Origin of the sequence: Variovorax sp. J22R115 (assembly GCF_030317005.1) — a bacterium.
Taxonomy (GTDB): Bacteria; Pseudomonadota; Gammaproteobacteria; order Burkholderiales; family Burkholderiaceae_C; genus Variovorax.
Genome location: NZ_JASZYM010000005.1, coordinates 24,975 through 50,515, shown reverse-complemented (window position 1 = coordinate 50,515; position 25,541 = coordinate 24,975). Strand labels below are relative to the sequence as shown.

The window sequence follows — 25,541 nt, the reverse complement described above, 5'->3', positions numbered from 1 at the left end:
GAATGCCCTGAGCGCCCATTCAGTGGGGGTTGGTCAGCGCCGCTGCGGGAGAGCGCCTTTCGCGAAGGCCAAGGAGTTCATTGAACACCAGCGCCCCAATGACGACCGCACCACCGATCAAGACACTCGATTCCGGCTCCTCGCCCGCCCCGATCCAGGCCAGGGCAATGCCGAAGATCACTTCGAGCAACGCGAGCAGCGACACTTCAGGCGCCTTCAGCACGCGCGCGCACAACACCGAAAGCGCACAGGGAATCGCAAGCTGGAACAGACCAAGGAAGGCCAGCAGGCCCAGGTCGTGGGCATTCGCCTGGAAAGGCCACGCCAGCGGCAGTGTGACGAGCGTGGAGATGGCTGCACCGATCAGCACTGCAGGAACGAGGTCGACGTCATGGCCCTTGGCATGGGCATGCTGGACCACGGTCCAGTTGCACGCGCCGGCCAGCGGCACGCACAGCGCGACCAGCGTGCCGAGCAGTTGCCCCTCGCCCAGTTCCGTGCCGTACATCCAAGCGATGCCCAGCCCGGCCGCGACGATGGCCGCCCAAGTGCGTGGCGGCAGCTTGTGCCCGATGAAGATCCGCGCGGCCAATGCCGTCAACAACGGGCCTGCCGACATCGTCACCAGCACATTGGCGACGCTGGTCAGCGTGAGCGCGACCATGAAGGCGGTGAACATCACGCCCCAGCAGACGCCGGAGATCCACAGTTCGCGTCCACCCTGTCGGATCTTCGCGAACACTGCCCGGCCCTGCCACAACGGAAGGATCACCAGCAGCGATACCAGCGTAAAGAAGCTGCGCCAGAAGGTCACCTCGAAGCTGCGCGCGTGTTCGAGGTGGCGCGTGACGACACCCGCAGTGGCCCACATGAGCGTCACGACGATCATCAGCCAGACCGCACGGCCATGAGTGAGCCCATGGCCGCCCATGCGCAGCATCAGGCGGTCTCGCGCGACGCGCGCTTGCGCTCGTGTTCCTTCAGATAGCGCTTGCGCAGGCGCACGCTCTTGGGCGTGATCTCGACCAGTTCGTCGTCTTCGATGAACTCCACGCCGTACTCCAGCGTGAGCTCGATCGGCGGCGTGATCTTGATCGCGTCTTCCTTGCCGGACACACGGAAGTTGGTCAGCTGCTTGGTGCGCGTGGCATTGACCACCAGATCGTTATCACGGCTGTGGATGCCGACGATCATGCCTTCGTACACCGGGTCGTTCGCGCGCACGAACATGCGGCCGCGATCGTCCAGTTTGCCGAGTGCATAGGTGAAGATCTCGCCATCGTCCATCGAGATCAGCACGCCATTCTTGCGGCTGCCGATCTCGCCCTTGTGCGGCTCGTAGCTGTCGAAAATGTTGGAGATCAGGCCCGAGCCGCGCGTCAGGTTCAGGAACTCGTTGGTGAAGCCGATCAGGCCTCGCGCCGGGATGCGGTACTCGAGGCGCACGCGACCGCGACCATCCGGTTCCATGTTGACCAGTTCGCCCTTGCGCTCGCCCAGGGCCTGCATTACCCCGCCCTGATGCTGTTCTTCGATATCCGCCGTCACCAGTTCGATGGGCTCGTTCTTGACGCCGTCGATGTCGCGGAACACCACGCGCGGCTTCGACACGGCCAGCTCGTAGCCTTCACGGCGCATGTTTTCCAGCAGGATGGTCAGGTGCAGTTCGCCGCGGCCCATGACTTCGAAGATGCCTTCTTCGTCAGTTTCCTTGACGCGCAAGGCGACGTTGTGTTGCAGCTCTTTCTGCAGGCGGTCCCAGATCTGGCGGCTGGTGACGAACTTGCCTTCACGGCCGGCCAGCGGGCTGGTGTTGACGCAGAAGTTCATGGTCAGGGTCGGTTCGTCGACCTTGAGCATGGGCAGCGCCGTGGGAGTCGTCGGGTCGGTGATCGTCACGCCGATGCCGATGTCGCCAATGCCGTTGATCAGCACGATCTCGCCCGGGCCGGCTTCGGTCGCCTGCACGCGTTCGAGGCCCTGGAACGTCAGCACCTGGTTGATCCGGCCTTTGACAGCCTTTCCGTCTGGGCCTTCCATCACGACGACGTCCATCATGGGCTTGATGGTGCCGGCATGGATACGGCCGACGCCGATCCGGCCGACGAAGGTCGAGAAGTCGATCGCGGAAATCTGCAGTTGCAGCGGCGCTTCAGCATCTCCCGCATGCGCCGGCACGTGCTTGAGAATGGTGTCGAAGAGCGCCGACATGTCGGGACCCCACTGTTCGCCGTGCTCGCCCTCTTCCAGCGACGACCAGCCATTGATGCCCGAGGCGTAGACAACGGGGAAGTCCAGCTGTTCGTCTGTGGCGCCAAGCTTGTCGAACAGGTCGAAAGCGGCGTTGACCACGTAGTCGGGACGCGCGCCAGGCTTGTCTACCTTGTTCACCACCAGGATCGGCTTCAGGCCGAGGGCCAGCGCCTTCTTCGTCACGAAGCGGGTCTGCGGCATCGGGCCCTCCTGGGCGTCGATCAGCAGCACCACGCCGTCCACCATGCTGAGCGCGCGTTCGACTTCGCCGCCGAAGTCCGCGTGGCCGGGGGTGTCGACGATGTTGATGTGCATGCCCTTCCACGTCACGGCGCAGTTCTTGGCCAGGATCGTGATGCCGCGTTCCTTTTCGATGGCGTTGTTGTCCATCACGGTGTCGACCACTTTTTCGTGCTCGGCGAAGGTGCCCGACTGGCGCAGCAGCTGGTCGACCATCGTGGTCTTGCCATGGTCCACGTGGGCGATGATGGCGATATTGCGGATCTGGTTGGTGCTCATGGTGTCGCTTCGGTCAATAGTGTTTGCTGGATTTCGATGGGGCTCAGCAAGCGCCCCGGAATCAGTTCGCCGGCCTTGACGTGGGCCGTGCCGAGAAATGCAGGAGGGTCACGGCCGAAGACGGCCACGGCAGGCGCGTCCGGCCACTTGCCGCGTCGGCGCAGGCCGGAAAGGAAGCGCCCGGCATCTTCGGCGTCGAGCGTGACGGGCGTGTGATCGGCCACCAGCGCTTCGGTCGGCAGCAGTCGTGCGAGCCGCTCTTCCTCAGCCATGGCTTCGAGAGCGTCCAGCGTCACACATTGGGAGACGTCGAAGCCGCCGGTCTCGATCCGGCGCAGCGCCGTGAGATGGGCGCCGCAGCCCAGCGCTTCCCCAATGTCTTCGCCCAGCGTGCGGATGTAGGTACCCTTGCTCACGGTCGCGCGAATGTCAATTTCATTGCCGGAAGAGGCATCGATCGCCAGCTTGTAGATCACGACATCGCGTGGCGCCCGTTCCACCTCGACGCCTTCGCGTGCGTATTCGTACAGCGCCTTGCCGTCTTTCTTCAGCGCGCTGTGCATCGGCGGCACCTGGCGGATCGGCCCGGTGAATTGCGCTTCCACGCGCTTCAGATCAGCCGCTGTCACGGCGACAGGCCGTTTGGCGATGACTTCGCCTTCCGCGTCGCCGGTAGACGTCTTCACCCCGAGGCGCGCGGTGGCCTCATAAGTCTTGTCGGCGTCCAGGTGCAGTTGGCTGAATTTGGTGGCCGCCCCGAAGCACAAGGGCAGCACGCCGCTCGCGAGCGGGTCGAGCGTGCCGGTATGCCCGGCCTTCTCGGCGCGCAACAACCACTTGGCCTTCTGCAAGGCCTGATTGCTGGAGAGACCCAGCGGCTTGTCGAGTAGCAACACCCCATGCACAGGGCGCCGCTGCACCCGTGTGCGTGGCGCGTTCATCTTCAGTCGTCTTTGGAACGGGAAGCGACAGCCTGCGCGATCAGCGCATTCATGTCCGCGGCACGCTCGGTCGTGCGATCGAACTGGAAATGCAGCGTCGGGACCGTGTGGATGTGCAGACGCTTGAACAGGCCGTTGCGCAGGAAGCCCGCGGCCTGGTTCAGCGCTTCGGTGGTCTCGACCGGGTTGCCCACGAGCAGGCTGAAGAAGACCTTCGCATGCGCGTAGTCGGGCGTGACCTCGACCGCCTGGATCGTGACCATGCCCACGCGCGGGTCCTTCAACTCGCGCGCGATCAACTCCGTCAGATCGCGCTGGATCTGATCGGCCACCTTGAAGGCACGGTTGGGGGTAGCGGCTTTTCTTCTAGGCATTCAAACAATCACAAGCGTCGCGAGATCGGGCTCAGTGCAAGGCGCGCCGCCGCAGACAGTACTTTAGTACGGCAAGGCGGCTGCAACGCGGCAATGAGCTCGATATCGCGGCGCGCTTTACAACGTACGCGCAATCTCTTTGATCTCGAAGAACTCCAGTTGATCACCTTCCTTGATGTCGTTGTAGTTCTTGAGCTTGATACCGCACTCGAAGCCTTCGCGCACTTCGCGCACATCGTCCTTCATGCGCTTGACCGAGTCGATTTCGCCGGTGTAGATCACCACGTTGTCGCGCAGCAGGCGGAAGTGCGCGCTGCGGTTGACCGAACCCGAAGTGACCATACAACCGGCGACCGTGCCGATCTTGGATGCCACGAACACGGTGCGGATCTCGGCGGAGCCGATGATTTCTTCGCGCCGCTCGGGAGCCAGCATGCCGGACATGGCGACCTTGATGTCGTCCACCGCGTCGTAGATGATGCTGTAGTAGTGCAGTTGCACGCCGTTGCTCTCGGCCAGCTTGCGCGCACCGGCATCGGCGCGCACATTGAAGCCGATGACGATGGCCTTCGACGCGATCGCGAGGTTGATGTCGCTCTCGCTGATGCCACCGACGCCGGCGTACACCATCTGCACCTTGACTTCCTCGGTCGCCAGCTTGAGCAGCGACTGGGCCAGCGCTTCCTGCGAGCCCTGCACGTCGGCCTTGATGATGATCCGCAGCGTCTGCACCTCGCCCGCCGACAGGTCGGTGAACATGTTCTGCAGATTCGCAGCCTGGGCCTTCGCCAGCTTGGTGTTGCGGAACTTGCCAGCCCGGTAGGTGGCGATCTCGCGCGCACGGCGCTCGTCGCTCATCACCATGAACTCGTCGCCGGCCTGCGGCACTTCGGTCAGACCCTGGATCTCGACCGGGATCGACGGACCCGCGGACTTGATGGTCTTGCCGTCCTCGTCGATCATGGCGCGCACACGACCATACGTCGAGCCGGCCAGCACCACATCGCCCGTCTTGAGCGTGCCGGACTGAACCAGCACGGTCGCGACCGGGCCGCGACCCTTGTCGAGCTGGGCTTCGATGACCAGGCCCTTGGCAGCGGCATCCACCGGCGCCTTGAGTTCGAGCACTTCGGCCTGCAGCAGCACCTGCTCGAGCAGATCGTCGACACCCTGGCCCGTCTTGGCCGAAACCGGCACGAACGGCACATCACCGCCGTACTCTTCGGGCACGACTTCTTCGGCAACCAGTTCCTGCTTGACGCGGTCGAGGTTGGCATCGGCCTTGTCGATCTTGTTGATCGCAACCACGATCGGCACACCCGCCGCCTTCGCGTGCTTGATGGCTTCCTTGGTCTGCGGCATGACGCCGTCGTCCGCGGCCACCACCAGGATCACGATATCGGTGGCCTGCGCGCCACGGGCACGCATGGCGGTGAACGCCTCGTGACCCGGGGTGTCGAGAAAGGACACCATGCCGCGCTCGGTCTGGACGTGGTACGCCCCAATGTGCTGTGTGATGCCGCCGGCTTCGCCCGCGGCGACCTTGGCGCGACGGATGTAGTCCAGCAGGGAGGTCTTGCCGTGGTCGACGTGACCCATGACGGTCACGACCGGTGCGCGCGGCAGGGCTTCGGCCTGTTGCGCCGACACGTCTTCATCAGTGAAAGCTTCCGGATCATCCAGCGCGGCAACCACCGCGTTGTGGCCCATTTCTTCCACGATGATCATCGCGGTGTCCTGGTCCAGCGACTGGTTGATGGTCGCCATCTGGCCGAGCTTCATCAGTTGCTTGATGACTTCGGACGCCTTGACGGCCATCTTGTGCGCCAGTTCGGACACGGTGATGGTTTCGGGCACATGAACTTCGAGCACGCGGGCCTCGACCGGTGCAGCCTGCACGCGTTCTTCCTGGCCATTGCGGTCATTGCCGCGACGGCCGCGCGGGCCACCGCGCCAGTTGCCGCGACCGACACCGCCGCTGGCGTCGCCGCGGGTCTTGATTTCCTTCTTCTTGGCCGTGTCGCCAGCCCAGCTCGACGAGAGCTTGGCCGACTTGACTTCCTTGCCCGCGCCAGGCGCGGCAGCGGCGCCAGGAGCAGCCGGTGCACCCGGGCGGGCGGCCGGAGCCGTCGGCTTGTGCAAAGTCCCTTTCACCCCGGCCTTGGCTTCCGGCGCAGGCTTCTCGGGCGCCTTGTGCGGCACCAGCACGCGAGCAGGCGCGTTCATCATGGCGCGGATGGCTTCGGCCTCGGCCAGTGCCTTGCGGCGGCGTTCGTCGAGGTCCTTGGCGCGGGCAGCTTCCTCGTCGGCGCGAGCCTTCGATTCGGCGGCGGCCTTGGCCTTGGCGTCGTCCTTGGCCTGCACGGCAGCGGCTTCGGCGGCGGCCTTGCGGTCGGATACGGCGGGGGCCTCCTCGACGGGTTCGGGCGCACCTTCGGTTACGGTCGCAGCGGCTGCCGCTTCCGCGGCCTTCTTCTTGGCGGCCTTGGCTTCTTGCTCGGCCTGCTCGGCGCGTTCAGCCTTTTCGCGCTCACGCGCCTCGGCTTCTTCACGCAGGCGGCGCTTTTCGACCAGTTCTTCTTCCTGGCGACGGATCAGCTCGGCCTGGCGGCGCGCTTCTTCCTCGCGGCGGGTGAGTTCGGCTTCGTCGATCTGCGGCGCGGCTGGAGCGGCCGTGGCGGGCGCTTCCTGCGGTGCTGCTTCAGCGGCGACCGGGTGGCCTTCGTCACGCTGGATGAAGGTGCGCTTCTTGCGCACCTCGACCTGGATCGTGCGCGCGCGGCCGGTGGCGTCGGCCTGCTTGATCTCGCTGGTCGATTTCTTCGTCAGCGTGATCTTCTTACGCTCGGGGTCGACCGTGCCATGGCTGGCTTTCAGGAAGCCGAGCAAGCGTTGCTTGTCGGCCTCGGTGAGCGCGTCGGTCGGCGCCTGCTTGGGCACCCCGGCGCTCTTGAGCTGGTCAAGCAGGATTTCGGGAGTCTTCTTGAGCTCGTTCGCGAACTCGGCGACAGTGGTACTGGACATATTGGTTTCGTGCCTCCATGACCATCACTCTTGGCCGGCGAACCAATGTTCGCGGGCTTTCAAGATGAGGTTCTTGGCGTCATCGGCGCTCTGGCCGGTGATCTCGGTGAGTTCATCGACCGCAAGGTCGGCCAGGTCGTCACGGGTGTGAACACCCGCCTCGGCCAATTTGGGGATGAGGGCCGGGTCGAGCCCGCCGAGGTCGCGCAGATCCTGCGAAACGCTCTCGACGTTTTCTTCACGGGCGATTTCCATGGTCAGCAGCGCATCCTTGGCGCGCGAACGCAGCTCGTTGATCGTGTCTTCGTCGAAGCTCTCGATCTCGAGTAGTTCGGAAATCGGCACATAGGCCACTTCTTCCAGGCTGGTGAAGCCTTCGGAAATCAGGATGTCGGCGATTTCCTCGTCGACGTCGAGCTTTTCCATGAAGAGCTTGCGGCTGGCGTCCGTTTCGGTCGCCTGCTTCTGGGCCGATTCGTTGGCGTCCATGATGTTGATCTTCCAGCCGGTCAGGTCGGAGGCGAGCCTCACGTTCTGGCCGCCGCGGCCGATCGCGATCGCGAGGTTCTCCTCGTCGACCACCACGTCCATGGCATGCTTTTCCTCATCGACCACGATCGAGGAGACATTGGCCGGTGCGAGCGCACCGATCACGAACTGCGCCGGGTCTTCGCTCCACAACACGATGTCCACGCGCTCGCCGGCGAGCTCGTTGGTGACGGCATTGACGCGCGTACCGCGCACGCCGACACAAGTGCCAATGGGGTCGACACGCTTGTCATGCGAGAGCACGGCGATCTTGGCACGCGAGCCGGGGTCGCGGGCGCAGCTCTTGATTTCGAGCAGGCCTTGTTCGATCTCGGGCACTTCCTGGCGGAACAGCTCGATCATGAACTCGGGTGCGGCGCGCGACAGGATGATCGGCGCGCCGCGCAGCGTCAGGTCGACCTCCATGATCATGGCCCGCACGCGGTCGCCGTTGCGCAGGTTTTCCTTGGCGATCATCTCGCTGCGGCGCAGGCGACCTTCGACGCGGCCGGCCTCGACGATGATGTCGCCCTTGTCCAGGCGCTTGACCGTGCCGGTGAAGATCTTCTCGCCGCGCGACATGAAGTCGTTCAGCAGCATCTCGCGCTCCGCGTCACGGATCTTCTGCAGGATGACCTGCTTGGCCGCCATCGCGCCGATGCGGCCGATCGGCACCGAGTCCACCGATTCCTCGATGTACTCGTCGACCTCGATGTCGGGCATTTCTTCCTTGGCTTCGAACAGGAGGATTTCCTGGTCGGGCAGTTGCAGGCCAGCCTCGTCAGGCACCACGTGCCAGCGGCGGAAGGTCTCGTAGTCGCCGCTGTCGCGGTCGACGGCGACGCGAATGTCCACGTCGCCCTGATAGAGCTTCTTGGTGGCTTGCGCCAGGGCGGACTCGACTGCGCCGAAGACGACGTCACGTTCGACGTTCTTCTCGCGCGAGATCGCATCCACCAACATCAACATTTCGCGATTCATGCCACCACTCTCCTCGTTCAGTCCGACACCACCGTGCCAGGTTTGGGCCTGCGCCCCTTGAAATCCACTATCGGGGCGAGCCGCGCTTCGCGGAGCTCGTCCAAAGCAAAACCCAGCGCCTGCAGGGGTGCAGGCGCGCGCTTCTTGCTGATCTTCTGACCGGGCTTCGGCTCCGGCTCGTCGCTCCAGACGATCTGCCATCCGTGCGAGCCATCGGCCGCCGCGACACGCTCCAGCGTGCCGCGAAATTTCTTGCGATTGGCCGCCACCTGACCGCCCGCCGCCGCACCCATCGGGGCCTTGAGCGTGATGTCGATCACCTCGCCCGCAAAACGTTCGAAATCCTGCTCATTGCGCAACGGCCGGTCAATACCCGGCGACGACACTTCGAGCCGCTTGTAGTCGGCGCCATCCACTTCCAGCGCGAACTGCAGCTGGCGCGTCACCTTTTCGCAATCCTCGACGGTGATGAACGGCTCCGGCGCGCCCGGCGCAACTTCTGAATTGAGGCCTTTCCAGGGCAAATCAATCGTGACGCGCAGCAATCCCCCGGCCGAGCGTTCGATCTCGACCAGGTCGTAGCCGAGTCCGGCCACGGTTTGTTCCACTGTCTGCTGCAATGCCACGTGTCTGTTTTTGCCTTTGGTGTGCCCGATGCCGCCGCCCGCCTGCGACATCAAGAATGCTTCGACCAATAAAAAACGGGCGGTTGGTACCCGCCCGTTTGGTCGTGAGCCTTGAATTATATGCCAATTGCGTTACGAAAGTGGGGTTTCTACGCGCTTCAGATACCTTTGGTGACGCCTGAACGCCGCCAGACACCGACAAAAAGCGCCGCTCCTATTCCGAGCGCGCCCGCGGCCACCAGCAATGGCACGGCGAACGATCCGGTGCGCTGCGCCAGCGGCGCGGCAAACAGCGGCCCCAGAATCTGCCCTACCCCATAGGATGCCGTCGCATAGCCGATGAGGCCCGCCGCGGCGTTCCCCCGAAGACGACGAGCATCCCGCATGGCGAAAAGCGTGATGGCCGTGAAAGGCATTCCCAGAAGCAGGCTGCCCAGAGCAAACCCGGTGATCGTCGGCCATGCCACGGACAGCACGATGCCCAGAGCCTGCAAAGCGTAGGCCACCCCCAACAGAAGCCGATTGTCCCAATGGACGGGCGCCCTCGCTCCGATCAAGGCGCCCGGAACTATCGCCAGCCCGAACAAGGGCCAGAAATAGTCGGGCCAGGGCGAGCCCGGCAGCGCCTGGCGTGCGATCACGGGTAGAAAAGTCGCCGTGATGATGTACCCGAAGCCGGCCAAACCATAGAGGGCCACCAGCCAACGCGCGTCGCTGCGCACGGCGGCGGATTCGGCCGCCGTCGGCGCGGCGGCGCGTATGGTCTGGGGCGCCACGTGGGCGGCTTCCCCGTCGCTGAAGATGCGCCAGACCACCGCAATCAGGACCAGCGACAACAGCCCGAATCCGATCCACCCCGCATTCGATCCCCATCGGCCAACGGCACCGCCCAGAAGACCGGTGGCCGCAATGCCGATGCCCGGCCCCGTGTAGATCACCCCTGCCATGGCTGGCGCCCCGGTTTCGGCGAGGCGGCGCAGACCCCAGCCCGACGCGAACACGAAAGTCCAGGCGCTCATGACGCCCGCCGCCGTGCGAAGTGCGCCCCAGACGGTGAAGCCGTGCAACAGCCCCATTCCCAGCAGCAGCGCGGCGGTGGCAATCAGCCCGCCACGAACCATGCTGGCGGCCTTCACCCGAATCGCCGCGCAGCTCAGCGCGCCGAGGAAGTAACCGAGGTAGTTGAGCGAAGCCAGGACGCCGCCTGCTTGCAGATCGAGCTTGCCCTCGTGCAACATGATGGGGAGCATCGGCGTGAATGCGAAGCGCCCGAGCCCCATCGCCACCGCCAGTGCAGCCATGCAGGCCAGCGCAGCGCGCCAGGCGCCGCGCCTGTCGTAACCGATCAGCGACATTCCGCTCTCTCCGAGTTCTTCTAATCTGCCAGCGCTGCGGCCACCAGTTTCTGCGTGTAGGGATGTTCGGGCGCGTCAAGCACCCGGTCGACAGGGCCCGATTCGAGAATCGCGCCGTCTTTCATGACGATGACCTTGTGCGCCATGGCGCGGATCACCTCGACATCGTGCGTGATCAGCAGGTAGCTCAGACCACGTTCGCGCTGAAGGCGCTGCAGCAAGCCGAGCACCTGCTTCTGGATTGTCACGTCGAGCGCGCTGGTAGGCTCGTCGAGCACCAGCAGACCGGGGTCGACGATCAGCGCGCGGGCAATCGCCAGACGCTGCCGCTGCCCGCCCGAGAACTCATGCGGGTAGCGGTCGAGCAACGAAGGGAACTGCGCTTCCGTCAGGCCGACGTCTGCCAGCGCTTCGAGAGCCCGAGCCCGACGAGCGGCGGGATCCAGCCCTGGCGCATGCACCGTCAGGCCTTCGCTGACGATCTGCTCGACCGTCATGCGCGGCGACAGCGACGAGAACGGGTCCTGGAAAACGACCTGCATCACCCGCCGCAGTGCACGATCGCTGGCGCCGCCCGCAGCCCACTTTCGGCCGCCGACAGCCAGCTCGCCCTCATGTTTCAGCAGGCCCAGCGCCGCAAGGGCCAAGGTGGATTTGCCCGAACCCGACTCACCCACCACGCCCAGCGTCTCACCGGGCGCGATGCCGAAATCGGCGCCCTGCACTGCCACGAACTCGCCCTTGCGAAACCATCCCGTGAAGCCCGGCCGCGACACTGGATAGCTCACTCTCAGCGCAGTGGCGCTGAGCACCGGCGGCGCATTGGCGTCGACCGCGACCGGCGCCACGTCTCGCGTCGGGCGGCTGTCGATCAACTTGCGCGTGTAGGGGTGTTGGGGAGCGTCGAACACGGTCGACACGGTCCCATGCTCCACGATGTAGCCGTTCTCCATCACCGCCACGCGATCCGCGAAGCGGCGCACGAGATTCAGGTCGTGCGTGATGAGCAGCACCGCCATGCCGTGCCTGCGCTGCAGATCCGCCAATAGATCCAGGATTTGCGCCCGCACGGTCACGTCGAGCGCAGTGGTTGGCTCGTCGGCCAGCAGCAGGCGCGGCTTGCAGGCCAGGGCCATCGCGATCATGGCGCGCTGTCGCTGCCCGCCAGACAACTGATGCGGAAACGCCATCGCCCGGCGCGCCGGTTCCGGAATCCCCGTGTCTGCCAGCAGTCGCACCGCTTCCTCATGCGCCGCACGCGTCGACAGCGCCTGGTGCAATTCGAGTACTTCGGCAATCTGGTCGCCCACAGGGTAGAGCGCGTTGAGCGCCGTCATCGGCTCCTGGAAGATCATCGCGATCTCCTTGCCGCGAATGCCGCGCAGCCGGGCCTCGGGCAGCGCCAGCAGATCGCGCACGCCGGCGCCCTCCCCGCCGGCGAAGTTCGCGACGCCCGAGATCTCCGCGTTCTGGACCAGGCGCAGCAGGCTCAACGCCGTGACCGTCTTGCCCGAGCCCGATTCGCCGACCAGTGCCAGCTTTTCGCCCTGCGCGATCTCGAAGCGGATGTCGTGCACCACTTCCTTGTCGCCGAAAGCAACGCGCAGGCCCTCGACCTTCAGCAAGGACGAACTCATTGCAGCCTCCCGTACGTCATCGGTCGGCCTTTCGCGGATCGAGCGCGTCGCGCAAGGCGTCGCCCATGAAAGTCAGGAGCATCAGCGTCAACACGAGAACACCGAAGGTGGACAGCGAGATCCACCAGGCATCGATGTTGGCCTTGCCCTGGCTCAGCAGTTCGCCGAGCGACGGGGTTCCGGGCGGCACGCCCAGGCCCAGGAAGTCGAGTGAAGTCAGTGCGAGGATGGACGCACTCATGCGAAACGGCAGAAAGGTCACCACCGGCGTCATGCTGTTGGGCAGGATGTGCTTCCACATGATCTGCAGGTTGCCCACGCCGAGCGCCCGCGCGGCGCGAACGTAGTCCATCTGGCGGTTGCGAAGGAACTCGGCGCGCACGTAGTCGGAGAGACCCATCCAGCCGAACAGGCTGAGCAAGATCAGCAGCAGCGCGACGCTGGGTGCGAAGACGGCGCTGAAGATGATGAGCAGGTAGAGCTCGGGCATCGAACCCCAGATCTCGATGAAGCGCTGGAACGCGAGGTCGACCTTGCCCGCGAAATAGCCCTGCACGGCGCCAGCCGCCACACCGAGCACGGTGCCGATGGCCGTGAGCGCGAGACCGAACAACACGCTCACGCGGAAACCGTAGATCAATTGCGCCAGCAGGTCACGCCCGCGATCGTCGGTGCCGAGCCAGTTGTCTCGCGTCGGCGCCGCCGGACTCGGCGACTTGGCGAAATAGTTGAGCGTCTTCGGGCCGTACGGGTTGATCGCGTAGATGGCCCAGTTGCCGCCCTGCGTGATGCGCTCGCGGATGAAGGGGTCGAGGTAGTCAGTCGGCGTCTCGAAATCGCCGCCGAATGTCTTCTCGGAATAGTCACGAAGAACCGGGAAGTAGATCTTGCCCTCGTAGCGCATCACGAGCGGCCGGTCGGTCGAGATCACCTCGGCGAAGAGGCTCAGGACGACCATGGCGACGAACAGCACCAGGCTCCAGAAACCCAGGCGGTTGCGCTTGAAGCGCAGCCAGGCGCGGCGCCCCGGGCTGACCGACACCGTCCGGGCGGTCGGCGCGCTAGTCAAACTTCACCCTCGGATCGACCCATACGTAGCAAAGATCTGAAATGAGCTTGGTCAGCAAGCCGATCAGCGTGAAGAGATAGAGCGTGCCGAGCACCACCGGGTAGTCGCGGCGGATCACGCTCTCGTAGCCCAGCAAGCCGAGTCCGTCCAGCGAGAACAACGTCTCGATGAGCAGCGAGCCGGTGAAGAAGGCGCCGATGAAAGCCGCCGGGAGACCGGTGACGATCGGAATCAACGCATTGCGAAACACGTGCTTCCACAGCACTTGCCGCTCGCCCAGCCCCTTGGCGCGGGCCGTCAGGACGTATTGCTTTCGGATTTCCTCCAGGAAGGCGTTCTTGGTCAGCATCGACGTCACCGCGAAACTGCCCAGCACCATGGCAGTCACCGGCAGCGTGATGTGCCACAGGTAGTCGACGATCCGCGCACCCCAGCTCAGGTCGTCCCAGTTGGACGAAGTGAGGCCGCGCAACGGAAACCACTGCAGTTGCCCGCCGAAGACCACCAGCAGCGCCACGCCAAGCACGAACCCCGGAATCGCATAGCCCACGAGGATCAGCAGGGTGGTGACGAGGTCGAAGCGCGTGCCCGCCCGCACCGCCTTGGCGACGCCCAGGGGTACCGCGACGCCGTAGCTGATGAAGAAGGTCCAGAGCCCGAGGCTGATCGACACGGGCAGCTTTTCGAGGATCAGCGTCCACACGTCCTTGTTCTGGAAGAAGCTGCGGCCCAGATCGAAGCGAGCGAACTGGCCCAGCATCTGCATCAGCCGCTCGTGCGCCGGCTTGTCGAAGCCATAGAGTGCCTTGATTTCCGCCAGCCGCTTGGGGTCGACCCCCTGGTCGCCACGGTAGTTGGAGCCACCGGACTCGACCCCGCCGCGCACGCCGGCCTTCGCCTCGGCCAGGTACTGTTCAACAGGTCCGCCGGGCACAAACTGGATCACCAGGAACGTCACCAGCAACACGCCGATCAGGGTCGGGATGAAGAGCAGCAAGCGCTTGAGGACGTAGGACAGCATTGCGTGATCTCTTGTCGGCTATCGAGCCCACCAGGTCGTCATGACCCAGTCTTCACCCGACGCATAGGGCGGCATCGGCGCCTTGTAGGCAAGCCGCCAGGCGTTGTAGGCGATGCGGTGCACCATCAACGTCCACTGTGGAATCAGGTAATGGCTGTGCATGATCACACGGTCGAGCGCCCGGCAGGCCGGCAGAAGCTCCGCCTTGGTCTCCGCGCGCACGATGCCGGTCACCAGCGCGTCGACCGCCGGGCTGCTCACGCCCATGTAGTTGCCTGAACTTTCCGTCGTTGCCGCCTTGCTGCCGAAGATGTCGGCGAGTTGCTGTCCGGGATTGTGCGTGCCGGGGAAGTTGATGGTCGTGATGTCGAATTCGAACTTGTCCAGGCGCTGCTGGTACAGCGCAAAATCGGCCGACGCGAACTTCAGCGTGATGCCGAGCTTTTCGAGATTGCGCATCCAGGGCGATACGGTCCGCACCCCGCCCTCTTTGCTGTCCAGGTACTCAAGCTCCATCGGCCTGCCCTGCGCGTCGCGCAGTGCGCCGTCGCGGTATTCCCAACCGGCCTGCTTGAGCAAATCCTGCGCCCGGCGCAGGTTGTTGCGCAGAGAGTGCCCCGCGCCTTCGGTGGTGGGCGGCTCGTACATGGGTCCGAATACCTCGTCGGGTACCTTGCCGCGCCAAGGCTCCAGCAGCTTGAGTTCTTCCGGGGACGGCGTGCCTTCAGCCGCGCAATCGGTGTTGCCGAACAGGTCCCTCACGCGCGGATAGCCGCCGTAGAACATCTGGCGACTCATCCAGTCGTAATCGAACGCCAAGCCCAACGCTTCCCGGACCCGCCGGTCTTGCAGCAGCGGACGCCGGTTGTTGAGCACGTAGCTCTGGAACCCCGAAGGCAGCCGGTGCGCGAATTCGCGCTTGACCAGTTCGCCGGTATCAAAGCGCTTGCCCGTCACGCGGCGCGCCCAGTCGCCGGCCGAATAGAAGCTCATCATGTCGAACTCGCCAGCCTTGAAGGCCTCGAGGCGCGCCGTGTTGTCCTTGTAGATCTTGATGGTGATGCGATCGAAGTTGTTCTTGCCTCGCCGCACCGCCAGGTCGCGCGCCCAGTAGGCGGGATCACGCACGTAGGTGATGTCCTTGCCGAAGCGCACGGGGCCGATCTTGTAGGGTCCACTTCCGATCGGGATGTCCATGACCACCTGGTCGAAGGGCTTGGCCTTGCCGTTCTCCATGCCCCATCGGCGGCTGAAGACCGGCAGCCCACCGACGATCAGGGGCAATTCGCGGTTCGGCTTCCTGAACTTGTATCGGATGGTGCGAGCGTCGACCACTTCGGCGCTTTCGACGTCTTCGAGCATCGTCTTGTAGGCCGGAGACACATAGGGGCCGATCAGGGTGTCATAGCTGTGTTTGACGTCGGCCGCCTCGACCTGCGTGCCGTCATGGAAGCGCGCTTCCGGCCGCAGCCTGAACGTTGCGCTGAGCCGATCGGGCGAAACAACCACGTCTTCGGCCAAAAGACCGTAGCCGGACGCCGTCTCGTCCATCGAGCCTGCCAGCAGCGAATCGAACATCAGGCTGCCCAGGTAGGCCGGCGGCGCGCCCTTGATCGTGAAGGGGTTGTACTTGTCGAAGGTGGAATAGCGCTGGTTGCTGACCAGCCGCAGTTCCCCGCCCTTGGGCGCATCGACGTTGACGTAGTCGAAGGCCTTGAACCCGGGCGGGTACTTGAGGTCGTCCCACATCGCATAGCCATGCGCCGCCCATGCGGGAACCGCGCACACCATCAACCAGCAGAACCAGAGAACCCGCATGCGAGAATTCTGCCCAAGATTTTCACGAGGTCGACCCATGGGCTTTCTTTCCGGCAAAAAACTTCTGATCACCGGCGTGCTGAGCAACCGCTCCATCGCCTACGGCATCGCCAAGGCCTGCCACGCGCAGGGCGCCGAACTGGCGTTCAGCTACGTGGGCGAACGCTTCAAGGATCGCATCACCGAGTTTGCGGCCGACTTCGATTCGAAGCTCGTCTTCGATTGCGACGTGGGCGACGACGCGCAGATCGACAAGCTCTTTGCCGACCTGTCGCAAACTTGGCCGAAGTTCGACGGTTTTGTCCACAGCATCGGCTTCGCGCCGCGCGAAGCGATCGCCGGCGACTTCCTCGACGGCTTGTCGCGCGATGCGTTCAAGGTGGCGCACGACATCAGCGCCTACAGCTTTCCCGCGATGGCCAAGGCCGCCCTGCCCTACCTCAATGACAAGTCGGCACTCCTGACGCTGACCTACCTCGGCGCGATACGGGTCCTGCCCAACTACAACACGATGGGCCTCGCCAAGGCTTCGCTCGAAGCCTCCGTGCGCTATCTCGCGGAGTCGCTCGGCCCCAAGGGCATGCGCGTCAACTGCATCAGCGCCGGGCCCATCAAGACGCTGGCGGCCAGCGGCATCAAGGGCTTCGGAAAGATCCTGTCCGCGGTTGCAGAGATGGCGCCGATCCGTCGCAACATCACCATCGAAGAAGTGGGCAACGTCGCCGCCTTCCTCCTGAGCGACCTCGCCAGCGGCGTGACCGCAGAGATCACCTATGTCGATGGCGGCTTCAGCCAGGTCGTCGGCGGCATCGCGGAGCCTGTCGCCTGACAAAGCGCGTACCGAATCTGAACTCCATAATTCCGGCATACCTAGAAATGCCGGGGAGTTGATCTTGAGTTTCTCTGTTCCCATGGGCCGCGCCGCGCGCGTGCTCTTATCCCGCCGCGCGCTCTTGCTGGCGACATTCGGCGCCGCTTTCGCCTTGTCCCGCCCTGTCGACGCATGGGCGCGGGACGGTTCGAAGCCACCGCCACCACTCATGCTGGCCGAGGTCTACCGCCGAGGCATGCCGCTCGACGACTACTGGGTCAGCGAGAAATATGACGGCGTGCGCGGCTACTGGGACGGCATGCAACTCTGGACGCGTGGCGGTGAGCCCATCGCGGCGCCGCCCTGGTTCACGGCGCCGCTGCCGCCGATACCCCTGGACGGCGAATTGTGGGCTGGTCGAGGTCGCTTTGCGCACACGGTGTCGACCGTGCGCAGTCAGACGCCGGTCGACGCTGCCTGGCGCGAGATCCGCTTCATGGTCTTCGACCTGCCTGCCGCGTCCGGTGACTTCACGGCACGCCTCGGCACACTGCGCAAGCTGCTGCCCGTCACGGACGCAACCTGGCTGTTCGCCGTGCCGCAGCAGCGCGCCACGACGCATGAAGCGCTGCAGGCACTGCTCGACAAGACGGTGCGGATGGGCGGCGAAGGCCTGATGCTCCATCGCGGCGCGTCGCCCTGTCGGTCCGAACGCAATGCCGACCTGCTCAAGGTCAAGCCCTTCGACGATGCCGACGCCCGCGTGGTCGCGCACATCGGTGGGCGCGGCAAGCACGCCGGCCGCCTGGGTGCGCTGATGGTCGAGATGCCCGATGGCAAGCGCTTCAAGCTCGGCAGCGGCTTCAGCGACGCCGAACGCGAGAATCCGCCCGCGATCGGCGCCTGGGTCAGCTACCGCTACAACGGCACGAACCCTTCGGGCCTGCCGAGGTTCGCGCGCTTCCTGCGGGTGCGCGACGACATGAATTCGTGAGCCACCCGCAAGCCGCCGTATCACTTCGGCAACAGCACCTTGTCGACCACGTGAATCACGCCGTTCGACTGGATCACGTCGGCGGTCGTCACGTGCGCGGTGTTGCCGTTCTCGTCCGTGACCATCACCTTGCCGCCGCTTGCCTTGGCCGTGAGCGTGCCGCCGGAAACGGTCTTCAACGAGGCCATGCCCTTGCCGGCCATGATCTCCTTCGTCAGGGCCGTTGCGTCGAGTTTGCCGGGCACGACGTGATAGGTCAGGATGGTCGTCAGCTTCGCCTTGTTCTCCGGCTTGAGCAGCATGTCGACCGTGCCATCGGGCAACACCGCGAAGGCGTCGTTGGTCGGCGCGAAGACCGTGAACGGCCCCGGGCCCTTGAGGGTCTCGACCAACCCGGCCGCCTTCACCGCTGCAACCAGCGTGGTGTGGTCCTTCGAATTGACCGCGTTGTCGACGATGTCCTTGGTCGGGTACATCGGCGCGCCTCCGACCATGACCTGCGCCATGGCCGAAGCCGCGCCGGCTGCCATGACGACTGCAAGCGTGACGGATGCGATGCGATGGGTGCTGCTCTTCATGAAAGGCTCCTGAGGTTGGAACCGCCGCAAAAGGCGCGACGGCTGCAACCTATACGCAACGGCGAGCGTTTTGGATCCGACGCCGCCGCAAGGCATCGTGCCCCTGTCCGCGGTGGACAATCCGCAAGGCTCGCCTTTACCATCACCGCCACCTGTCGCACGCAGAACTTCACGACCGAATCGATGACCGTCCTCTCCCGCGAATCCCCGAAGACAACCACCCAGCCAGCCGACAGCGCTGCGCTTCTGTCCTGAGCGGCCGGCCTCGTGGCGTTGACCGGTCCGATCGTGTTCGCCGTGCTGTGCGGCGCGTTCCTGCATGCAGGCTGGAACGCGTTGATCAAGTCCGGGCGCGACAAGGCGCTCGACACCGCGTTGATCCACAGCATGGGCATCTTCGTCGCGGTGCCGCTGATATTCGTCACCGGGTTGCCAGCGCCTGTCGCGTGGCCGTACATGATCGCCTCGATGGTGATCCATCTGGGCTACTACATTGCACTGGCCGGCGCCTACAAGCACGGCGACCTCGGACTCACCTACCCGGTCATGCGAGGCTGTGCGCCGCTGCTGGTGGCCATGGGCAGCCTGGCCTTCATCGGCGAAGGCATCTCGGCGGCCGCCTGGGCGGGTGTCGCCATCATCTGCGTGGGCGTGGTCACGCTGGGTCTTTCCCGCTCGGCCTTGCACAGCGGAGATGAAGCGCAGCGGCGCAAGGCGCTCGGCTTCGCGCTGGTCAACGCCGCCATCATTGCGCTCTACACCGTGATCGACGGCATCGGTGTTCGTGCGTCGGGTGACGCGTTTGCCTACGTCGCGGCGCTGTTCCTCTTCGACGGGATCCCCTACCTGCTGCTGGTGCTGTGGCGGCGGCCGGGCCAGCGCCGCGCAGCCATCACGTACATGGCTGGTCGGTGGAAGATCGCCGCCATCGGCACCTTCGCCTCGCTGGGCAGCTATGGCATCGCGCTGTGGGCGATGACGCATGCGCCCGTCGCCGTCGTCGCGGCGCTGCGCGAAACGTCGGTGCTGTTCGCCGCGCTGATTGGCACCTTCTTCCTGCGCGAGGCGTTCGGCTGGCAGCGAGCCGCCGGCACGGTGATCATCGTGGCCGGCGTGATGACCTTGCGCCTGACCTGATCAGGCCGCCCGCACGCAATCGGCGTAGTAACGCTTCCGGCCGGTTTCGTCGATGCGGCCCACCAATCCATGGATATCGGTCTCGAATCCGGGGCACTCGGTGTTGAACTCGCGCGCGAACTTCAGGTAGTCGACGATCTTCTTGTTGAAGACCTCGCCCGGAATCAGCAGCGGAATGCCAGGCGGATACGGCGTGATGAGGCTGGTGGTGATGCGGCCTTCAAGGTGGTCGATCTCGACGCGCTCCGTCTTGCGGTGCGCGATGTGCGCAAAGGCGTCGCTCGGCTTCATCGCCGGCGTGAGGTCACTCAGGTACATCTCCGTGGTCAGGCGCGCGACATCGAAGCGCGCGTACAGCTCATGGATGTGATGGCACAGGTCGCGCAGGCCGAGGCGCTCGTACTTCGGATGGGCCTGGCAGAACTCCGGCATGATCCGCCACATCGGCTGGTTGCGCGCGTAGTCGTCCTTGAACTGCTGCAGCGCCGTCAACAGCGTGTTCCAGCGTCCCTTGGTGATGCCGATCGTGAACATGATGAAGAAACTGTAGAGCCCGGTCTTCTCGACGATCACGCCGTGCTCAGCCAGAAACTTCGTGACGATGCTGGCGGGGATGCCGGTCTTGGCGAACTTGCCATTCAGATCCAGGCCCGGCGTCACGATGGTCGACTTGATCGGGTCGAGCATGTTGAAACCGTCGGCCAGCTTGCCGAAGCCGTGCCACTTCGCGGTGCGCGATTCGCCCTTGATGATCCAGTCGTCGGCGCGCCCGATGCCCTCGTCGACCAGCTTCTCGGGGCCCCACACCTTGAACCACCACTCGTCCTTGCCGAACTCGGCTTCGACCTTGCGCATCGCACGGCGGAAGTCGAGCGCTTCGAGAATGCTCTCCTCCACCAGCGCGGTGCCGCCGGGCGGCTCCATCATGGCGGCTGCGACGTCGCAGCTCGCGATGATCGCGTACTGCGGGCTTGTCGACGAGTGCATGAGATAGGCCTCGTTGAACAGGTCGCGGTCCAGCGCGCGGTTCTGCGAGTCCTGCACCAGCACGTGGCTGGCCTGGCTGATGCCGGCCAGCAGCTTGTGGGTCGACTGCGTGGCGAATACGAGCGATTCCTTCGGACGTGTGCGGCGCTTGCCCATCGCGTGGTAGGCGCCGTAGAACGGGTGGAACGCCGCGTGCGGCAACCACGCTTCGTCGAAGTGCAGCGTGTCGACGTAGCCGTCGAGCATGTTCTTGATGGTCTCGGTGTTGTAGATCACGCCGTCGTAGGTCGACTGCGTGAGCGTCATCACGCGTGGCTTGACCTTGTTCGCATCGACGTGCGAGAGAAGAGGATTGGCCGCGATCTTGGCCTTGATGGCCGCCGGCTCGAATTCGCTTTTCGGGATCGGGCCGATGATGCCGAAGTGGTTGCGCGTCGGCTTCATGAAGACCGGGATCGCGCCCGTCATGATGATCGCGTGCAGGATCGACTTGTGGCAGTTGCGGTCGACCACCACCACGTCGTCCGGCGCCACCGTGTGGTGCCACACCATCTTGTTGCTCGTGCTGGTGCCGTTGGTGACGAAGAAGCAGTGGTCCGCATTGAAGATGCGCGCCGCGTTGCGCTCGCTGGCCGCGACCGGGCCGGTGTGGTCGAGCAACTGGCCGAGTTCCTCGACCGCATTGCAGACGTCGGCGCGCAGCATGTTCTCGCCGAAGAACTGGTGGAACATCTGGCCGACCGGGCTCTTCAGAAAGGCCACACCGCCGGAATGCCCCGGGCAGTGCCAGGAGTACGAACCGTCTTCCGCGTAGTCGATCAGCGCCTTGAAGAACGGCGGCTGGACGCCTTCGAGGTAGCTCTTGGCCTCGCGGATGATGTGGCGCGCCACGAACTCCGGGGTGTCCTCGAACATGTGGATGAAACCGTGCAACTCGCGCAAGATGTCGTTCGGGATATGACGCGAGGTCTTGGTTTCGCCGTAGATGTAGATCGGCACGTCGGCGTTCTTGCGGCGCACTTCGCCGATGAAGTTGCGCAGGCTCAGCACCGCCGGATCGAGGTCGGGGCCGACGGAGAACTCCTCGTCGTCGATCGACAGGATGAAGGCGCTGGCGCGGCTTTGCTGCTGCGCGAACTGGCTCAGGTCGCCATAGCTCGTGACGCCCAGCACTTCAAAGCCTTCGCTCTCAAAAGCCTGCGCGAGCGCGCGGATACCGAGCCCCGAAGTGTTCTCGGAGCGAAAGTCCTCGTCGATGATGACGATGGGAAAGCGAAATTTCATGAGCGGGGCTCCCGACTGGCAAATAGGCGCGAAGTGTACGGAATTCAGATGAAGGCGCCGGTCAGCTTTGACACAATCCCCTCAACCTACAACAAAGAGAGGAATCGACATGACGAGTTCCACCATCTGGTGGTTGATAGCGGGGGCCGCTGTCGTGGTCGAGTTGCTGTCCGGAACGGGTACGGTCTACCTGCTGCTGATGAGCGCAGGCTTTGCCGCCGCGGCTCTGTCGGCGCATGCCGGCGCCGCTCTGAGCACGCAGTTGATCGTGGCGGCAGTCGTGAGCCTCGGCGCGGTGATCGGCTGGCACGCCATCCGCCGCAAGCGCCCGCCCGAGCCGCCGACCGGCGCCAATCGGGACGTCAACCTCGACATCGGCGAGAGAGTTCATGTCGACGCCTGGAACGCCGATGGCACCGCCACGGTCCGCTACCGTGGCGCGCAATGGACCGTCGTGGCCCGCGACGGGAGCACGTTGGCAACCGGCGAACACAAGGTCGCCGAGGTGATCGGCAGCCGGCTCGTCGTCGAGAAGATCTGAGTCAGAAACCACAAGAAGGCAGGAACAATCCAATGGAATTCGCAGTCGTCCCTCTCGTCATCCTGGTGATCGCGGTGATCGTCATCACCCAGTCGATCAAGTTCGTACCGCAGCAAAACGCCTGGGTGCGCGAGCGCCTCGGCAAGTACCACGGCACCATGACGCCCGGTCCCAACTTCCTGATCCCTTTCATCGACAGGGTGGCCTACAAGCACAGCCTGAAGGAAATCCCGCTCGACGTGCCGAGCCAGGTCTGCATCACCCGCGACAACACGCAACTGCAGGTCGACGGCATCCTCTACTTCCAGGTGACCGACCCGATGCGGGCGAGCTATGGTTCGTCGAACTACATCGTGGCCGTGACCCAGCTGGCCCAGACCTCCCTGCGCAGCGTCATTGGCAAGCTCGAACTGGACAAGACCTTCGAGGAGCGCGACATCATCAATTCCCAGATCGTCTCCGCCATCGACGAGGCAGCGCTCAATTGGGGCGTGAAGGTGCTGCGCTACGAAATCAAGGACCTGACGCCGCCCAACGAGATCCTGCACGCGATGCAGCGCCAGATCACGGCCGAGCGCGAAAAGCGTGCGCTGATCGCCGCCTCGGAAGGCCGCCGCCAGGAGCAGATCAACATTGCCACCGGCGAGCGCGAGGCTTTCATCGCACGCTCCGAAGGCGAAAAGCAGGCACAGATCAACAACGCCCAGGGCGAGGCGGCTGCCATCACCGCCGTCGCCGAGGCGACCGCGGGCGCCATCGAGCGCATCGCCGCCGCGATTCGGCAGCCGGGCGGCGAGCAGGCGGTGCAGCTCAAGGTGGCCGAGCGCGCTGTCGACGCGTACGGCAAGGTCGCGGCCGACGCGACGACCACGCTGATCGTGCCGAGCAATATGAATGAAACCGCCGCCCTGATCGCTTCGGCGATGCGAATGGTGCAGGCGGGCAAGACGACCGCCTCCGCGTGAAAGGCTTTCGACACAAGCGCCGGAGAAACGCCACTGGCCACTGCTACAATCGTGGGCTCGGAGCGGTGGATGAGCGGTTTAAGTCGCACGCCTGGAAAGCGTGTGAGGGTTAATAGCCCTCCGCGGGTTCGAATCCCGCCTGCTCCGCCAGGAAAAACCGATCCAGCAGTTTCCACCTGCATCAGGAACGTCTTGAAAGCCCCGCATGTCGGGGCTTTTTTGTGGGCGCGACCTGGCGGACGCGATCTCCGTCTGCTTTCTCCTACGTGACGGCGCGCCCGATGCGCATGGATTTCAACGAACAAGGCGCTAGTCTCGAAGCCTTGTATTGGCAGGAAGTCGCATGGCCCTCTTCACATTCCTTGTCGAAGACAACAGGACCATTCGAGACAACTTGATCCCCGCGCTGGAAGACTTGGCCGATGCCGCCGTCGTGGGCATGGCGGAGTCCGAATCTGACGCGGTCATCTGGCTGAGTTCCCATCCGGACGATTGGCAGTTGCTTATTGTGGATCTCTTTCTCAAGGAAGGATCGGGACTGGGCGTGCTTCGCAGTTGCATCAACCGCCCCGATTCGAAGCGCGCAGTGGTGCTCAGCAACTACATCAATGCCGACATCCGGGCACGGTGCATGGCGCTGGGCGCGGATGCGGTGTTCGATAAATCGAGGGACCTGGATGCCTTTTTCGACTATTGCAACGACGGCAAGCGCGCGCACTCCCGAACGTTGTGACGATTTTCGCGCGACCATGAAAAAAGGGCCCGAAGGCCCTTTTTTGTTTTCAGCATGAAGCAGCAGTTGCTCAGCGCACCACGGCGATTTGCGTACGCGCACCGTTCTTGTAGGTGTACAGCGTCAGCGCACCGTTCTTGATGTCGCCCTTTTCGTCGAACGCGATCGGACCGGTCAGGCCCTTGTATTCGACCTTGCTGACTTCAGGCAGGTACTTTTCGGGATCCGACGAACCGGCCTTTTCCATCGCGGCGGCCAGCACTTGCACGGCGTCGTAGACGTACGGCGCGTAGATCTGGACTTCAACACCGTTCTTTTCCTTGAACTTGGTCTTCCAAGCATCCAGCGGAGCCTTGAAGTCGCCGTCCACACCACCGGCTTCAGCACACACGACCATGTCTTCGCCGATCGCGTCACCAGCCAGCTTGGCCAGTTCGCCGGTGCACAGGCCGTCGCCGCCCATGAACTTGACGTTCATGCCGAGTTGCTTGACTTGCTTGAGCATCGGGCCGCCGACAGCGTCCATGCCGCCGAAGAACAGAACGTCGGGCTTGGCGCCCTTCAGCTTGGTCAGGATGGCGTTGAAGTCGGTCGACTTGTCGGTCGTGAACTCGTGGCCGACGATGGTACCGCCGGCAGCCTTGGCGGCCTTCTCGAATTCTTCGGCAACGCCCTGGCCGTAAGCGGTACGGTCGTCGATCACGGCAATGTTCTTGCCCTTGAGCGTTTCGACTGCGTACTTGCCCAGCGTGCCGCCAAGTTGCGTGTCATCAGCCACCACGCGGAACGTGGTCTTGAAGCCCTGACGGGTGTACTTGGGGTTGGTTGCCGATGGCGAAATCTGCGGAATGCCAGCGTCGCTGTAAAGCTTGGAGGCCGGGATCGTGGTGCCGGAATTCAAGTGGCCCACAATGCCGTTGACCTTGCTGTCGACCAGCTTCTGGGCCACTGCGGTGCCTTGCTTCGGATCGGCTGCGTCGTCTTCGGCGAGCAGTTCGAACTTGGCAACCTTGCCGCCGATTTTGATGCCCTTGGCATTGAGGTCTTCGACGGCCATGCGTGCGCCGAACTCGTTGTCCTTGCCGAGGTGGGCGATGGCGCCGCTGGTCGGTGCAACGTGACCGATCTTCACGACGAGCGCGTCGGCCGGAGGTGCTGCCGGTGCCGGCGCCGCTGCAGTCGGTGCGGGAGCAGCGGGTGCCGCAGCCTCTTCCTTCTTGCCACAGGCCACAAGCGCGAGAGCAGCCAGTGCGACCGCAGTCCATTTCAATTGCATGGGAAACCTCCAGAACATTGATAAATAGAGTTGAAAACCGGTCTTTCGATCCGGGCGCGAAGACCGAGCAAGTATCGCGCCGCGGATGC

The 25,541-nt window shown here is 64.2% G+C and carries 21 protein-coding genes and 1 tRNA gene; 7 read left to right on the top strand and 15 right to left on the bottom strand.

Annotated features, from left to right (window positions below; all coding sequences use genetic code 11):
* Window positions 1–19 precede the first annotated feature (19 nt).
* The 12 genes from QTI04_RS10015 to QTI04_RS09960 form a co-directional block, all read right to left on the bottom strand.
* Entirely contained in the window at window positions 20–940 is a 921-nt protein-coding gene (locus QTI04_RS10015) for a DMT family transporter (protein WP_286615417.1), read from the bottom strand.
* Window positions 940–2,772: a translational GTPase TypA gene (gene typA / locus QTI04_RS10010; protein WP_286598799.1), complete on the bottom strand. Its 1,833-nt coding sequence runs from the start codon at window positions 2,770–2,772 to the stop codon at window positions 940–942. Before typA ends, QTI04_RS10015 begins: the two co-directional genes overlap by 1 nt.
* Window positions 2,769–3,713 carry a tRNA pseudouridine(55) synthase TruB gene (truB, locus tag QTI04_RS10005; protein ID WP_286615414.1) on the bottom strand — a complete coding sequence of 315 codons (945 nt, stop codon included), beginning with the start codon at window positions 3,711–3,713 and terminating at the stop codon, window positions 2,769–2,771. The genes typA and truB overlap by 4 nt, the downstream gene beginning before the upstream one ends.
* Before the next feature lie 2 nt (window positions 3,714–3,715).
* Window positions 3,716–4,087: a 30S ribosome-binding factor RbfA gene (gene rbfA / locus QTI04_RS10000; protein WP_286615413.1), complete on the bottom strand. Its 372-nt coding sequence runs from the start codon at window positions 4,085–4,087 to the stop codon at window positions 3,716–3,718.
* 117 nt (window positions 4,088–4,204) lie between these two features.
* Window positions 4,205–7,111, bottom strand: a complete 2,907-nt coding sequence (infB, locus tag QTI04_RS09995; protein WP_286598804.1) for a translation initiation factor IF-2 — start codon at window positions 7,109–7,111, stop codon at window positions 4,205–4,207.
* Window positions 7,112–7,135: 24 nt separating this feature from the next.
* Window positions 7,136–8,620, bottom strand: coding sequence for a transcription termination factor NusA (gene nusA / locus QTI04_RS09990; RefSeq protein WP_286598805.1), 1,485 nt, complete (start codon window positions 8,618–8,620; stop codon window positions 7,136–7,138).
* 17 nt (window positions 8,621–8,637) lie between these two features.
* On the bottom strand, window positions 8,638–9,246 hold the full coding sequence (rimP, locus tag QTI04_RS09985) for a ribosome maturation factor RimP (protein WP_286599278.1): 609 nt from the start codon (window positions 9,244–9,246) through the stop codon (window positions 8,638–8,640).
* Between the two features lie 158 nt (window positions 9,247–9,404).
* Entirely contained in the window at window positions 9,405–10,601 is a 1,197-nt protein-coding gene (locus tag QTI04_RS09980) for a YbfB/YjiJ family MFS transporter (RefSeq protein WP_286615411.1), read from the bottom strand.
* A 20-nt stretch (window positions 10,602–10,621) separates the two neighbouring features.
* Window positions 10,622–12,238 carry an ABC transporter ATP-binding protein gene (locus QTI04_RS09975; RefSeq protein ID WP_286615408.1) on the bottom strand — a complete coding sequence of 539 codons (1,617 nt, stop codon included), beginning with the start codon at window positions 12,236–12,238 and terminating at the stop codon, window positions 10,622–10,624.
* A gap of 16 nt (window positions 12,239–12,254) precedes the next feature.
* Window positions 12,255–13,307: an ABC transporter permease gene (locus tag QTI04_RS09970; RefSeq protein WP_286598809.1), complete on the bottom strand. Its 1,053-nt coding sequence runs from the start codon at window positions 13,305–13,307 to the stop codon at window positions 12,255–12,257.
* Entirely contained in the window at window positions 13,300–14,328 is a 1,029-nt protein-coding gene (locus QTI04_RS09965; protein WP_286598811.1) for a microcin C ABC transporter permease YejB, read from the bottom strand. The genes QTI04_RS09970 and QTI04_RS09965 overlap by 8 nt, the downstream gene beginning before the upstream one ends.
* Window positions 14,329–14,346: 18 nt before the next feature.
* Window positions 14,347–16,146, bottom strand: a complete 1,800-nt coding sequence (locus QTI04_RS09960; RefSeq protein WP_286598813.1) for an extracellular solute-binding protein — start codon at window positions 16,144–16,146, stop codon at window positions 14,347–14,349.
* Window positions 16,147–16,183: 37 nt separating this feature from the next.
* Between QTI04_RS09960 and fabI the strand changes: the two genes are divergently transcribed.
* Window positions 16,184–16,975: an enoyl-ACP reductase FabI gene (gene fabI, locus QTI04_RS09955; RefSeq protein ID WP_286598814.1), complete on the top strand. Its 792-nt coding sequence runs from the start codon at window positions 16,184–16,186 to the stop codon at window positions 16,973–16,975.
* An 82-nt stretch (window positions 16,976–17,057) separates the two neighbouring features.
* The gene (locus tag QTI04_RS09950; RefSeq protein ID WP_286615730.1) at window positions 17,058–17,951 is read left to right on the top strand and encodes a DNA ligase; all 894 of its coding nucleotides are present in this window, start codon (window positions 17,058–17,060) and stop codon (window positions 17,949–17,951) included.
* Window positions 17,952–17,971: 20 nt separating this feature from the next.
* Here the strand turns inward: QTI04_RS09950 and QTI04_RS09945 are convergent, their stop codons facing one another.
* On the bottom strand, window positions 17,972–18,529 hold the full coding sequence (locus QTI04_RS09945) for a fasciclin domain-containing protein (RefSeq protein WP_286615407.1): 558 nt from the start codon (window positions 18,527–18,529) through the stop codon (window positions 17,972–17,974).
* 267 nt (window positions 18,530–18,796) lie between these two features.
* Between QTI04_RS09945 and QTI04_RS09940 the strand changes: the two genes are divergently transcribed.
* Window positions 18,797–19,666, top strand: coding sequence for an EamA family transporter (locus tag QTI04_RS09940; protein ID WP_286598816.1), 870 nt, complete (start codon window positions 18,797–18,799; stop codon window positions 19,664–19,666).
* Here the strand turns inward: QTI04_RS09940 and QTI04_RS09935 are convergent, their stop codons facing one another.
* Window positions 19,667–21,937 carry an arginine/lysine/ornithine decarboxylase gene (locus tag QTI04_RS09935; protein WP_286598818.1) on the bottom strand — a complete coding sequence of 757 codons (2,271 nt, stop codon included), beginning with the start codon at window positions 21,935–21,937 and terminating at the stop codon, window positions 19,667–19,669.
* Window positions 21,938–22,046: 109 nt separating this feature from the next.
* Here QTI04_RS09935 and QTI04_RS09930 point away from each other — a divergent pair, with 109 nt between their 5' ends.
* The 4 genes from QTI04_RS09930 (at window position 22,047) to QTI04_RS09915 (ending at window position 24,176) form a co-directional block, all read left to right on the top strand.
* The gene (locus tag QTI04_RS09930) at window positions 22,047–22,478 is read left to right on the top strand and encodes an NfeD family protein (protein ID WP_286615405.1); all 432 of its coding nucleotides are present in this window, start codon (window positions 22,047–22,049) and stop codon (window positions 22,476–22,478) included.
* Window positions 22,479–22,510: 32 nt separating this feature from the next.
* A complete protein-coding gene (locus QTI04_RS09925; RefSeq protein WP_286598820.1) occupies window positions 22,511–23,443 on the top strand; it encodes an SPFH domain-containing protein in 933 nt (310 codons plus the stop codon).
* Between the two features lie 59 nt (window positions 23,444–23,502).
* A tRNA-Ser gene (locus tag QTI04_RS09920) sits at window positions 23,503–23,593 on the top strand.
* A 193-nt stretch (window positions 23,594–23,786) separates the two neighbouring features.
* Entirely contained in the window at window positions 23,787–24,176 is a 390-nt protein-coding gene (locus tag QTI04_RS09915; RefSeq protein WP_286598821.1) for a response regulator, read from the top strand.
* Window positions 24,177–24,246: 70 nt separating this feature from the next.
* Here QTI04_RS09915 and QTI04_RS09910 read toward each other — a convergent pair whose 3' ends face one another.
* Window positions 24,247–25,452 (bottom strand): branched-chain amino acid ABC transporter substrate-binding protein, encoded by a 1,206-nt coding sequence (locus QTI04_RS09910; protein ID WP_286598822.1) that lies wholly within the window; start codon window positions 25,450–25,452, stop codon window positions 24,247–24,249.
* Window positions 25,453–25,541 lie beyond the last annotated feature (89 nt).